This is a genomic window from Mesorhizobium sp. C372A (assembly GCF_030323245.1).
Taxonomy (GTDB): Bacteria; Pseudomonadota; Alphaproteobacteria; order Rhizobiales; family Rhizobiaceae; genus Mesorhizobium.
On the sequence record NZ_CP100475.1, the window covers coordinates 6,169,268 to 6,183,197 of the forward strand.

At 64.7% G+C, this 13,930-nt stretch carries 8 protein-coding genes; 7 read left to right on the forward strand and 1 reads right to left on the reverse strand.

Annotated elements, in window-relative coordinates:
- Window positions 1–55 precede the first annotated feature (55 nt).
- From tssL to NLY42_RS29830, 7 genes are all read left to right on the forward strand, one after another.
- Window positions 56–1,582, forward strand: coding sequence for a type VI secretion system protein TssL, long form (tssL, locus tag NLY42_RS29800; protein WP_023754018.1), 1,527 nt, complete (start codon window positions 56–58; stop codon window positions 1,580–1,582).
- On the forward strand, window positions 1,579–5,100 hold the full coding sequence (gene tssM, locus NLY42_RS29805) for a type VI secretion system membrane subunit TssM (RefSeq protein ID WP_023754017.1): 3,522 nt from the start codon (window positions 1,579–1,581) through the stop codon (window positions 5,098–5,100). Before tssL ends, tssM begins: the two co-directional genes overlap by 4 nt.
- A gap of 157 nt (window positions 5,101–5,257) precedes the next feature.
- Entirely contained in the window at window positions 5,258–6,016 is a 759-nt protein-coding gene (locus tag NLY42_RS29810) for a PP2C family protein-serine/threonine phosphatase (RefSeq protein ID WP_023687014.1), read from the forward strand.
- Window positions 6,013–8,382, forward strand: a complete 2,370-nt coding sequence (locus tag NLY42_RS29815) for a serine/threonine-protein kinase (RefSeq protein WP_023754016.1) — start codon at window positions 6,013–6,015, stop codon at window positions 8,380–8,382. Before NLY42_RS29810 ends, NLY42_RS29815 begins: the two co-directional genes overlap by 4 nt.
- Window positions 8,383–8,441: 59 nt before the next feature.
- Entirely contained in the window at window positions 8,442–8,855 is a 414-nt protein-coding gene (locus NLY42_RS29820; protein ID WP_023754015.1) for a DUF1036 domain-containing protein, read from the forward strand.
- On the forward strand, window positions 8,852–11,245 hold the full coding sequence (locus NLY42_RS29825; protein ID WP_023754014.1) for a M23 family metallopeptidase: 2,394 nt from the start codon (window positions 8,852–8,854) through the stop codon (window positions 11,243–11,245). The genes NLY42_RS29820 and NLY42_RS29825 overlap by 4 nt, the downstream gene beginning before the upstream one ends.
- A 223-nt stretch (window positions 11,246–11,468) precedes the next feature.
- Window positions 11,469–13,124, forward strand: a complete 1,656-nt coding sequence (locus tag NLY42_RS29830; RefSeq protein WP_023754013.1) for a caspase family protein — start codon at window positions 11,469–11,471, stop codon at window positions 13,122–13,124.
- A 79-nt stretch (window positions 13,125–13,203) separates the two neighbouring features.
- Here NLY42_RS29830 and NLY42_RS29835 read toward each other — a convergent pair whose 3' ends face one another.
- The gene (locus tag NLY42_RS29835; RefSeq protein ID WP_023682635.1) at window positions 13,204–13,740 is read right to left on the reverse strand and encodes an OmpA family protein; all 537 of its coding nucleotides are present in this window, start codon (window positions 13,738–13,740) and stop codon (window positions 13,204–13,206) included.
- Window positions 13,741–13,930: the final 190 nt, after the last annotated feature.

Sequence of the window (13,930 nt, forward strand, 5' to 3'; positions counted from 1 at the left end):
GCGCGGACATGGCGCTGTGCGTCGCGGCGCGCGGGCGTAGAGGCAGGGATCGGCGATGAGCTCGAAGGATGATCCTTTCGATCCGACCGGCAAAACCGTCATCCGCCCCAGCCGCCCCAATCCCGGCCGCAAGCAAAAGACGGTTCTCGCCCGCGATGCGCCGGCCCCCGGCAGTACGGTGATCGCCCCTGCCAGCGTCCCGGAACCCACGGTTTTCGATCCCAACGCCGGCCGCCAGCCGCCGTCCGACGTCACGGGGACGGTGATCTATCAGGGAACGCCCTTCGCCAACGCGCCGGCCGATCCGCCCGTTCACGGCTCAGCCGGGACGGCGGGGAAAACGCCATGGGATGCGCTGCTCGGCGCCAGCGATGCCGTCGATTATGGCGCGGCCAACCCGATCGTCGCTGCCGCGGCGCCCTTGCTGATGCTGCTTGGGCATCTGCGGCTGATGGCTGTCGAAAGACCGGCCGAGAAGCTGGCGCAGCATGTCGCCGGCCTGATCGAGGATTTCGACCGCAAGATCGCCAGGACCGATACCTCGGAAGAGGATGCGCGAATCGCCAGCTATGTGCTTTGCGAAACCGCCGACGATATCGTCGCCAATCTGCCCGGTTCCAGCCGGGATGCTTGGGCGCAGCAGGCCATGCTGCAGCGCTTCTTCCAGGTCAAACCCACCGGCGCCGGTTTTTTCCAGGCGCTGAACACGGTGCTGGCGACGCCGGAACCACATCGCAATCTCATCGAGCTGATGCATGTCTGCCTGTCGCTTGGCTTCGAAGGCCAGTATCGCGGCCAGCCGCGCGAGAGCCTCGAACGGGTCCGCCGCGACGTCTACGAGACATCAGCCTATTTCCGCGTCCTCGGTGACGACGACATCTCGCCGCGCTGGCAAGGCTTGTCGGTCACATCGGCGCAAGGCTCCAGGCGGGTTCCGCTCTGGGCCATAGCCGCTGCAACCGCAGCAGGCCTGACCGCAGCCTTTTTCACGCTGCGGGTCCTCATCACCAATGATGGCGAGGCTATTGCCGGCGAGTTGCTGGCGCTCAATCCGGCGACGCCGGTCACCATCGAGCGCACCGGCTTCGTCCCGCTGACCGAGGAGGTGAAGGTCGTCGCAGCGCCAACGACGATTGCGCAGGTCGATCGCATCCGCACTGCCTTGGCCAAGGAGATCGAAGCCGGCGGCGTCAGCGTCGGCACCAAGGGTGATTTCATCATCGTGGAAATCAGCAACGCCCTGCTGTTCCAGTCGGGACGAGCCGAGGTCAAACCGGAGTTCGAGCCGGTGGCCGCCAGCATCGCGGCGGCTCTCGATGCGGAGCGCGGGCCGATCCGGATCGTCGGCCACACCGACAACGTCAAACCGAAGAAGACCAGCGCCTTCAAATCGAATTTCGACCTCTCCGTCGCACGTGCCCAGTCGGTGGAAAAGATGATCGCAGCGCATTTCAGCGATCCGTCGCGGACAAAGGTCGAGGGCAAGGGCGAGGACGAGCCCATCGCCGACAATGCAACGCCGGAGGGCCGCGCCAAAAACCGCCGTGTCGATGTAATGATCCCGCGGGAGGAGATGCTGTGACCGGCTGGCTGCTGCGCATCTTCAGCGCGCTCGCGCTCGCCGGCTTTGCAGCCGCGGTCTGGTACGCCGGCCCGTTAATCCGCTTTGCCGGCGCCCGGCCGTTGGATCCCATCTGGCTGCGGGCAGCGATCATCGGCATCGTCGTCGGAACGGTGGCGATCATCTATGCAATCCGGTTCTGGCGCAGGCGCAAGGCGCAGAAGGCGCTGGAGGCCGCCATGGCCAGCGCCGAGGATGACGGCAGCGATGCAAAGGTGCTGGAAGCTCGCATGAACGAAGCGGTCGCGACGCTCAGGCAATCGAGCGGCAAGCGCAACTTCCTCTACGACGTGCCCTGGTACATCGTCATCGGCCCGCCGGGCGCCGGCAAGACCACCGCGCTGGTCAATTCCGGCCTGAACTTTCCGCTTGCCGGGTCGGGCCAGGCGCAGCCGGTGGCGGGTGTCGGCGGTACGCGCAATTGCGACTGGTGGTTCACCGACGAGGCGGTGCTGATCGACACGGCCGGGCGCTACACGACGCAGGATTCCCATGCACGGACCGACAGCAAAAGCTGGCTGGCGTTCCTGTCGCTGCTCAAGCGGCACCGGAGGCGTCAGCCGATCAATGGCGTCATCCTGGCGATCAGCCTTGCCGATCTGATGGCGGACGGAGAGCAGGCGGCCCGTGTCGCCGAGATCCGCAGCCGCCTGCAGGAAATCCACGAGGTCCTGAAGGTCCGCTTTCCCGTCTACGTGCTGTTCACCAAGGCCGACCTGGTCTCCGGATTCATGGAATATTTCGGCGGTTTCGACGAAGCACGCCGGCGCAAGGTGTGGGGCGCGACCTTCCAGACCGCCGAGCGCGGCCTGAACATGGTCGCAGAAGCGCCAGCCGAATTCGACGCGCTGGTGAAGCGCCTGACCGAAGAGATGAGCGAGCGGCTGCAGGCGGAGACCGATCCGGTCGCGCGCATCGCCATTTTCGGCTTCGCCGCGCAGCTCGGTGCGCTGAAAGGCCGGATCGTGAATTTCCTCGAGGGCGTTTTCGAGCCGACGCGCAAGCAGCTGAACGCCCCCCTGCGCGGCCTGTATTTTTCTTCCGGCACGCAGGAAGGCACGCCGATCGACCAGTTGCTGGGCAGCATAGGCCGCAGTTTCGGCAGGAATGCCCAGGCGCATCTTTCCGGCACCGGCAAAAGCTTCTTCCTGCACGATCTGTTGAGCCGCGTCATTTTCGCCGAGTCCGGCTGGGTGTCCTATGACAGGGCGGCCGACAGGCGCGTTGCGATCGCCCGCTACGCCGGCCTGACAGCGATCACGGCCATAGCGATCGCCGCGCTTGGCGTTCTCGGCCTGAGCTTTACGACCAACAAATCGCTGGTCGCCGCGACCGGCCAGGCGGCAGGCCAATACCGCGCGACAGCCGCGCCGCTGCTGGCCAGCACGACGGTGTTGGATGCCGACCTCGAAACCGTCATCGGCGCGCTCGATGCGCTGCGCGGCCTGCCGGCCGGCTACGATACGAGAGACCAGCCCACCCCGGCCACGGCGACGTTCGGCCTCAGCCAGCGTGAGCGTATCCTTTCGGCTTCCGAGACTGCCTACCGGCAAGGGCTGGAGCGGATGTTCCGCTCGCGCCTGCTGTTCCAGCTCGAACGCACGATCGAGGCCAGGATGGCCGATCCGATGGCGCTGTACGAGCCGTTGAAGATTTACCTGATGCTGGGCGGCAAGGCGCCGAAAGTGGATGACGAGCTGGTCGTCACCTGGCTGAAGCGGGACTGGGAACAGAACCGCTATCCCGGCGCCCACAATCGCGACGGCCGGGCGCAACTGGAGAAGCATTTGCGCGCCATGCTGGCGCTCGACGATGACCAGGATCCCTCGTTCGAACTCAACCGCGCGCTGGTCGAATCCGCCCAGCGCTCGCTCGGCCGCATGAGCCTTGCCGATCGCGCCACCGCGCTCATCCAGTCGGCCACCTATGCGGCGGCGCTGGACGATTTTTCGGTGTCATCGCAAGCCGGCGCGGAGGCGCCGATGCTGTTCGAGCGCAATGACGGAAACGATCTCGCCGGCCTTCGCGTCCCCGGTCTCTACACCCATGCCGGCTTCGACTTCTATCTGGCGCAACTTGCCAGGAGCGCGCAGGCGCTGGTCGACGATCAATGGGTGATCGGCTCGAGCGGCGAGCAAGGCGGTTTCGACCAGGAATTGCTCAAGCTCGGCCCGGAGCTGCTCGATCGCTATGGCAAGGGCTTTGCGGCGGCGTGGAACGAGGTGCTCGACAGGTTGAAGTTCAAGGCAATGGCCGCCGACAAACCGCAATATCTGGCGCTGTCCGCAGCGGGATCACCGAGTTCGCCGCTGATGCAGCTGTTCGAGGCGATCGCGCGCGAAACAGCTTTGACGCAAGAGCGCAATCCGGCTGCGCCGTCTCAAGACAGCGGCCAGGAAATCGCGGCACGCGCCAAGGGCCTCGCCCGCATCGGCATCGAGCTTGCAGCGCGCAAATCGCAGAGCAGGGCCGGGGCCGCCTTTGTCAGTACGCAGAACCAGGATCCCGGCGCCAACATCGAAGCCCAGTTCCGGTCTTTCCAGGCTTTGGTGGCCGGGGCGCCGGGGCAGCGGCCGCTCGACGCTCTCACCCAGAATTTCCGCGAAATCTATCAGAGCGTGCGGCTGGCCGCCGATGTCCCCGCCCAGACGGACCAGGCCAACGCCAATCTGCAGCTGCAGATCTCGACGTTGCGCGCCAATGCTTCGCGGCTGCCGAAGGCGCTGGCCAGGATGGTGAGCGCGGCGGCGGACGATTTCGAGGGCACCGTCGCCGAAACATCGACCACACGTCTCAACGAGATGCTGGAGGAGACCGTCGGCCGTCCGTGCGAAGAGGTGATTGCCGGGCGCTTTCCATTCGCCCCCGCCGGCACCGACGATGTCGCCATGGCGGATTTTGCCAGATTGTTTTCTCCGGGCGGGGTTCTCGACCGGTTTTTCGCGCAGAACCTGGCGTCGCTGGTCGACATGAGCGGCCAGGACTGGGACTGGAAACAGGACACCAGGTTCGGCCGCAATCTGGCGAAATCGACGCTGAAGAACTTTCAGCTCGCGGCACAAATCCGCGCGGCTTTCTTTCCGCTCGGCGGGCCGGTGCCGTCGATCAACATCACCTTCACGCCGCTGTCGCTGCATGGCGATGCCGACATGGCGCTGCTCAATATCGACGGCCAGGTGCTGCAGGCCACCCAAGCCGGCAACACGCCGGGCCTGATTCCGTGGCCGGGCAAGACCGGTTCGGCCAGTCTCAGCCTGACGCCGGAGCTGCCCGGCCGCGAGTCCGCAATCAAGTTCGACGGTCCCTGGGCGTTGAAACGATTGCTGGACAAGGGGCAGGTCACCGCCAATGGCGACAGTCTCGAAGCGCATTTCCTCATCGGCGGGCGCGATGTCGCCTACACGATCAAGACCGGGGAGGACGGTAATCCGTTCACGCTGCCGGCGCTCTCCGCATTCAGCTGTCCGAAGGCTTTCTGATGGGGAATTGCATGGCAGGACCAAAGATTGCAGGACGCAGAGACAGCGGCGGCACCACACCGTCCGTCATCAGCGGCTTAGATTTCGATACTCTAATGAATGGGGCTGTGGCAGACTGGCCAGGCACGTCAGCCAAGGCGTTGCGGAGCGTAGGCCAGTGAACGATGCCGCCTTTGAGAGCTACGGCGTGAGCCACAAGGGCTGCGTGCGCGACCACAATGAGGACAGCTTTCTGGTCGAGCCGCAGATCGGCCTCTGGGTGGTGGCCGACGGCATGGGCGGGCACGAGGCCGGAGAAGTCGCTTCGGCAAGCATTGTCGAGCATCTGGCGACGATCGGCATCGCCAGTTCGGCGCCGGATCTGCGCGCCCGCTTTGAGGATCGGCTGAACCGGGCGCATGCCGAGATTCGCCGGATTTCGCGCTCACGCGGCGTGACCATCGGCTCCACCGTTGCCGCACTGCTGGCCATGGACGGCAGGTTCGCCTGCCTGTGGTCGGGCGACAGCCGCGTCTATCTCGTGCGCAACGCCGCGATCTCGCAGATTTCGCGCGACCACACCGAGGTGCAGGAACTGCTCGACAGCGGCGCGATCAGCGCAGCCGAAGCGGAGAACTGGCCGCGCCGCAACGTCATCACCCGCGCCATCGGCGTCAACGACGAAATCGCCATCGACTTCCAGCAGGGAGAGACCCTTGCCGGCGACATCTTCATCCTCAGCACGGACGGGCTGACGGCGCATGTCAGCGACGCGGAAATTGCGGCAGCAGTGCTCTCGGCAGCGCCGCAGGCTGCCTGCGAAAAGCTGCTTTCCATGGTGCTTGAGCGCGGCGGCACCGACAACGTCACCATCGTTCTGGTCAAGATCAGAGACAAAGGCAATGGCCTGTCCCGAGCAGGAGGCCACGACCGATGAGCTCCGACGACAAGACCCGGCTATTGCCCAACATGGCGGATACCAGCGTCGGCACGCAGCTCAGCGGCATCTACGAGCTCGACGAACGCATCGCGTCGGGCGGCATGGGCGAAGTCTATCGCGGCCACAACATCCAGACCGGCGATCATGTCGCGATCAAGATCGTGCTGCCGGAATTCGCCCGCGATCAGACGATCCTGTCGCTGTTTCGCAAGGAAGCCTCGATCCTCAACCATCTGTCGCATGACGCGGTCGTGCGCTACCACGTCTTCACCATAGATCCCGGCATCGGGCGGCCCTATCTGGCGATGGAATTCGTCGACGGCCAGTCGCTGTACGACGTCATGCGCGGCGGGGCGATGGCGACTCCGGATGTGCGCAAACTGTGCCACCGGCTGGCCTCGGGCCTGAGCGCCGTGCACCAGGCCGGCGCCATCCACCGCGATCTGTCGCCCGACAACATCATCCTGCCGGGCGGCCGGGTCGAGCGGGCAAAGATCATCGATTTCGGCATTGCGCGATCGGCCGCGGTCGGTGGCGAGACGCTGATCGGCGGCAAGTTTGCCGGAAAATACAATTACGTCTCCCCCGAGCAGCTCGGGCTCTATGGCGGCGAGGTCAGCGAACAGTCCGACATCTACAGCCTGGGGCTGGTGCTGGCGGCGGCGCTGCGCGGCAAGCCGATCGATATGGGCGGCTCGCAATACGAGATCGTCGAAAAACGGCGGACCGTCCCTGATCTCTCCGGCATCGATGCCGATTTCAGGGACATTGTCGAAGCGATGCTGCAGCCTGACCCGGATGATCGACCGGCCAGCATGGCCGAAATCGCCCGGTTGACGCGCGACGACAGCGACGCGACCTTGCCGCCGGCATCGCTCGCGCCCCGGCCCGGTCTGCCGCGAACCGGGCAGACCGCAGGGCCTGTCTCGAAGGTCGGGGACTCGCCGGCCCAAGGCTTCGGTTCGGCCCCGCCAAGCGGCACGGCGGAGCCGTCTTTCGTGCCGCACGTGCGCCCGGCGCACCTGTCGCAGCCGAAACCGGCTGCTGAAACTCCCAAGCGAGCAAGCACACCGCCGAAGCGTGCTACTACAGGCAGAAATCTGACGATCGCGGTGCTGGCGGCGGTGGTCATGGTATCGCTTGGAGGGCTCTATGCATCGGGTATCGTGGGATTCGGAGACCGGCCTCGCCTCACCGACACCGGCAAGCCGCTCCAACCCGAACTGACAAAGCCGATCGTCGCTGACAAGCCCGCTCCGGCCACTGCGCCGGTCGAGAAGACGGTGCCAAAGCCGCAACCAGCGGAGACTGCGGCTGAAGATCAGGCCAAAGCGCCGGTCGAGCCGCAGCCGACGCCGCCAGTCGCGTCGAGCGCTACGGCCCCGCAGCCGGCCGAACCAACCGACAAGACCGTTGCGCTGCAACCGCCATCCGGCCCGTCGAAGCCCGATGCCGCGAAGAACCCCGAGCCTGTCAGTCCGCCGGTAGAGCCCAAGGCGACAGCGCCAGCCACGCAAACACCTGAACCGACGGCCGAGGCCCCCAAACCCACAGCACCGACGCCGGAACCCACCGCTCAAGCGCCCGAGCCCAAGGCGCGGGCGCCTGAACCGACCGCGGAGCCTAAGCCGAGCCAGCCCGATATCGCCAGCGGTGAGCAGGCCGACAAGCCGGCAGAGCCCGACATTGCCATGAACGTGCCCAAGCCGGAGGTGCCGCCACCGGCCGATGCGGCCGCGGAGCGGGTCACCTGGGTACGCGCCTTCAATGGTGGTGATTGTTTTTTTGCGACGGTGACGTCGGCCGCCGACAAGGGTGTCGCGATCGAGGGCTTCGGCACGTCGGTGCCACCCTTCGAACAGTTGCTTGGGGAATTCCAGGCGAAGTTCCATGTCGAGCCGGATATCAGCGTCCGCCTTATCCAGCCCCCGCAATGCGGGATCACCGGCTTCCTGCGTTTCATGGGCGCGAGCACGGCCGACAGGCCGCAGCTTGTCCTCGACCAGACATCGGTGCCGGACGGCTCGCCGATCGACGGCACGCTGATGACGCATGGCGGGCTGGTGTCGAGCGTGTTCCTGATCGACCACAGGGGCATCGCCTTCAACCTCGACGATCATGTTGTCGTACAAGCCGACAAGGCGATCTTCTCGATCCCGATCGGGCTCGGCGCCGCCGACAAGGCGGCAGGCAAGGCGTTGCCGCAGATCATCATGGTGATCACCGGGCCGCAGGACATAAAGGCGGCGGACTTCACAACGCCGACGCCGGCCTCGGTGCTGTTGCCCAGGATACTCGACGAGATCGGCGCCAGGAGTTCGGCATTTTCGGCGACCGCCAAATATTTCCGCCTCGGCGGGTAGCACCGACGCCGATGCAACGCCGTCGCCGTGATCCCGTCCTGCTTGCCCGGAACGTGCGGGTGAAGCTCTCCGCGAGCGCGGTCGCGACGCTATTGCTGGCGCTTCTTTCCACCGGGCAGGCGCGCGCCGAATTCACCGTCTGCAACCGGACGCTCGACGTCGTCAATCTTGCCGTCGGTCAGAAGGTCGACGATGCCGACCAGACCGATGGCTGGTGGACCATCGGCGCCAATCAATGCGTCAACGTCATTCGCGAGGAGCTGACCAACCGCTACATCTACATCTACGCGACGGATGTCTTCGGCCACGCCATCCTGGCAGGCTCCACCGACATGTGCATCGAGCGGCGGCGGTTCTCGATCCGCGGCATCGATGAATGCTGGCAGCGCGGCCATATCGCGGCGAAGTTTCTCGAAGTCGACACGCAGGAACAGGTGCGCTGGACCTTCTTCCTGACCGGAAGCGCACCGTGACGCACAGCATCGACACCAGCTTCAAGGCAAAGAAGCAGGCGCGCGCCGCGCTGCGCAGGCGCAGGATCTGGATCGGGCTGGCGGCTGGCCTGGCGACAATCGTCCTCGCCGCGATTGCCACCGGCTTTTATCTTACCGCCGACTACTGGTCGTTCGGCGACGAAGACGAGGAACTGCACGCCGTCGAAGGCTCGGACGACGTGCCGGCCGACGCATCGGTCTACGTGCCGGCCATCATCGACCTTGCCGGCGACCCGATGTGGATCACACTGGCGCCGGAGGCGGGCGCCGCCAAGAGCCGCGGGATGCCGCGCCCGACGGAGCTCGACCAGGCCGGCATCTCCCCTCAGATCATGGTTCTCTCCGACGTGATGCTGAGCGCCAGCGAAAAATTCATGACGACGATCCCCTCGACGCAGGAGGATTTCGCCTTCTTCCAGGCGCAGCGGAAGACCGCGGTCGCGCCACCCGCCGAAACCGGCGATCCGCAGAATGACCTGCAGAACGATCTGAAGCCATCGCCCGGCGCGGACGGGGCTCCGGCGGCCTCCGGCCCAGCTCCTGACCCGCAGGTCGCTCCGGGTGCATCGACGGCGGCCGATGACCCCGAGGCCGGCTGGGGCGAGACCATCGATGAGGGCGAAGCAGCACTCCCCGCCTTTCAGAAGACAGCGGTCGAAAACAACACCAGCGTTGCCAACGTCAGCTCGGAATACCAGCGCTTCGAGGCGACCCAGGACATTTTCGTGAAAATCCTCAATGACCGCAGCCTGGACAGCGTGGCGCTCGATGCGCATTTTTCCGCCGACGACGCAAAGCTTGCCGGCGAGGCGCTGAAGGCGCTGTTCGACAAGAACGGCCTGCAGCCTGGTTATGTCGTGGCGATGCGCGGCTTTAGGCCGACGCGCGAGACCACGACGATGTCGCTGATGCAGGTCTCGATCTACGCCAGGAACGTCTTTGTCGGCACGCTGACACGCAACGCGGCCGGTGCCTTCGTGTCGGGCGTCGACCCGTGGGTGCGCGAGGACCTGTTCAATTATTCGGGCGCCGAGACCGAAGGCACGCAGAAACGGCAATACCGCCTGCTCGACGCGATCTATTCGACGGCGGCCCGCAACAATGTGCCGAGCGGCATCATCGGCGAAGCCATTATGTATCTGTCGCGCGGACAGGATCTGGATGCTTTCGCCAGCGAGGACCAGCGCCTTGTGCTGATCTATTCGCAGACGCCGCGCGGCAAGAACGAGACCGACGGACGGGTGCTCTATGTCGGTATACAAGGCACGCAAAAGAGCTTGGATTGTTTCGTTTTCCAGCAGGGCGACGGCCAGTTTTCCTGCGTCTCGGGCGATGACCAGGTGCGCTCGCTGACGGTGGCTAACGGCATGGTGACGCCGGTCAACGGTGTCATGACGTCGACCTTCGGGCCGCGCAAGCATCCGATCCTGGGCGTTGTTCGCATCCACAAGGGCGTCGACTGGGCAGCACCCGTGGGGACCCCGATCGCAGCAGCCTTCGACGGCGAGATCATCTTCCAGGGCGACGGCGGCGGCTACGGCAATGTGGTCAAGATCGCCCATGGCGGCGGCCGCGAGACGCGCTACGCGCATATGTCGAAATTCGCCATTGCCAGCGGTGTCGGCACCAAGGTGAAGGCCGGCGACATCATCGGCTATATCGGCACCACCGGCCTGTCGACCGGGCCACATTTGCATTTCGAACTCTATCAAAGCGGTCAGGCGATCGATCCGCTCGGAACAGTGACCGCTGCAATCGCCGTCACTTCCAGCGATCCCGCCGTCGAAACGCTGACCGACCGTATCGTCCACGTCGAATCGGGCGGTAGCGCGCGGGCCAAGAACCCGCTGTCTTCGGCGACAGGCGCCGGCCAGTTCATATCCAAGACCTGGATCCGGATGATGAACACCTATCGTCCCGAACTGGCGCGCTCGCTGTCGACCGCAGACCTGCTCGCTTTGCGCTACGACGCTACCATCTCGCGTGAGATGGTGCGCAATCTGGCGCGCGAGGGCGAAGCCTATCTCAAGGCGCGTGGCCACCAGATCACCGCCGGCCGGCTCTATCTCTGCCATTTCCTCGGCATGGAAGGCGCCCATCAGGTGCTGGCGTCGCCGGGATCGGCGCAGTTGAGCGCCGTGCTCGGCTCGTCCGTTATCCAGGCCAACCCGTTTCTTGCCGGCAAGACCGCCAGCTACGTCGTCGACTGGGCGGAACGGAAGATGGGCCGCAAATTGCCGACGCCCGCCACCACCGATGCGGGCCAGCAGACGACGGAAGTCCGCCAGACATCGCCGGAGTTCGAAAAATACAAGCAGGCGATAACGGCACTGGTCGGCTCGACCCAAAATGCGCTCGAGCCGGGCTAGAGCGGGCAGTTTGCCCCGGTTTTCGCCAAGCCGATTGGTTTTGAGGCCGGCGAATGGTATGTTTGCGGATATTTGGGAAGGTTTTTGGGTCCTTGTGAACCAAAACTGTGGCTGGGATCACATACGCCCAACAGCCATTTTGGCAGAAGCGATACAGTCGCTGGTGAAATTTAGCATGCGCAGCCATCAATAACGCGCCCCATTGGGGCGGAGGGCCGATCCCATGAAAGCGTTTGCCGTCCTTTTGAGCGGAATTGTTCTGTTAGTGCTGACCGCGCTTGGCACCGTCCAGGCGGCGGCGCCGGATGCCGGTGGCGTCAAACGCGTCGCGCTGGTCATCGGCAACAGCAAATACGTCCATGCCGTCGAGTTGCCCAATCCGGCCAATGACGCGCATCTCATCGCATCGACGCTGCGCAATGCCGGCTTCGAGGTGATCGAGGGCGTCGACCAGGACAATGCCGGCATGCACAGCCTGATCAGCAAATTCACCGAGCAGTCCTACGATGCCGACCTCGCCGTCATTTTCTATGCCGGCCACGGCATGCAGGTCGACGGCAAGAACTTTTTGATCCCGGTCGACGCCGAACTGACGTCACCTGCCTATCTCAAGACCCGCACCGTCCAGATCGACGACTTCATGGCCGCACTGCCGCCCGACCCGGCGGTCGGCGTCATCATCCTCGATGCCTGCCGCGACAATCCGCTGGCACGCACACTGGCGGCCGCGATGCCGAAGACCCGCTCCACCGCGCTGGGCACCGGCCTGGCGCCGATCGACCCTAAATCAGAGGGCGTCGGCACCGGCGGCATCCTGATTGCCTATGCCACCGACCCGGGCGCCATCGCCTTTGACGGCAACGGCGTCGACAGCCCCTACTCGACCGCGCTCGCCAGGCACCTGACCGAACCCGGCGTCGAGATCCAGAGTGCGCTGACGCGGGTGCGCGGCGAAGTGGCCGAGACCACGCAAGGCCGCCAGCGGCCATGGCACAACGCATCGCTGGGCCGCGAGGTCTTCCTTGGCAAACCGGCCGCCGAAGCCGCACCGATGGTAAAACCGGCCGCCGATGACGCGAACGCCGCGGCAGCGCCCGCTCCTGCTCTCGTCACCAGCGAACCGCCTTCGTGGGAAGTCGAGCAGCGGCTTTGGGACGAGGCCTCGAAGCGCAACACCGCGCCATTCTACGAAGCCTATCTCGAACAGTTCCCGAATGGCCGCTTCGCCACGGTGGCGCGGCTCAACATCGATGCGCTGAACGATCCGAAAGCCCAGGAACGGCAGGTGGCAGCGCTCGATGCCGACGAAGCGAACTCGGGTTCTGCCGTGCGCACCTCGGTCGGCATTTCGGACGACATGAAGAAGGTGCTGGGCACCGAGGCGACGGAGAACGCGATCGGTCTCGATCGCCAGGGCCGCATCGACCTGCAATTGCGCGTCGAGGCGCTGGGCAACGAGCTTGGCCGCGTTGACGGCAATATCGGCGCCAAGACCCGGCAAGCGATCGGCGACTGGCAAGAGGGGAACGGGCTGCCTCCGACCACCTTCCTGACGCGCGAGCAACTGGCATTCCTGGTTATCCAGACGGATCCGATGATGGAGGCCGTGCGTGCCAAGCATGAGGCCGACCAGACCGGCGTGGACAAGCCGAAAAAACAGATGGTGCAGAAGGCCCGCACGCTGAAGCCGGTGGCGGAAAAGCCACGCAAGAAGCAGTACGCCCAGAAGCCGCGCCGACAACAGCAGTTCGTGCAGAAAAGGCGCAACCGGGAGGTCGTGCGCGAGGATGAGCCGCCGCCGCGGGACAACAATGATTTCCTGACCAAGGCGCTGATCTTCGGCACCGGCGTAGCGGTCGGCGGCGTGCTCAAGAACTGATCGATCACATCGAACGACAAAAACGCCGCGTGTCCGTTGGACGCGCGGCGTTGATGGCCGGAAAACGCAGCCGGCGACGCTACTGCGCCTTGATCCGCATCTCGACCCGGCGATTGACGGGATCGTAGGGGTCGGGGTTGCGTGGATTGGCCTCGCCGAGACCGACCGCCTTGATGCGGGTGGCTTCGATGCCGTTGGATTCGAGGAAGGCCGTCACCGACTGCGCCCTGCGCTGCGACAGCCCCTCATTGTAGGTCGCCGAGCCGGATGCGTCGGTATAGCCTTCGACGACGAAGGACAGCTTGCTCAGCCGATCGTCCTTCAGCGCCTTGGCGAATTCGTCGAGTTCGCTGCGCGCCTTGGCGTCGAGCTCGGACGAATCCAGGCTGAAATTGATCAGCATATCGAGGCCGGTCTTCTCCGGAGGCTTTTCTTTCTGGCCGGTCTTGCTCTTGCACTCGTCCTCGGTGCCGACACAAATCCCGCGTGCCGCGCCGTGATCGATCGTGCCGGCAAAGAACTTCACAATGTCTTCCGATTTCTGAAGTGGGTCGGCATAGACGTGAGTCGAGAAAAGCACGGTCGCCAATGCCAAGACTGAAATGTGCCGCTGCATAACGGTTACTCCCGTTTCGAGCATCCGATTTTCACTCAGGCCCGATCCATGGATCCGGGCCAACTCTTCCTGTTCGACAATGATCTGTCGAGATCACGGTCGGCTGTGGAATATACCAAACCGTGAGGCGTTTGTCTGTGAACAACGTCATGGACATGTGGTGGTCGACAGACTTGACCCGCGCCTCGCA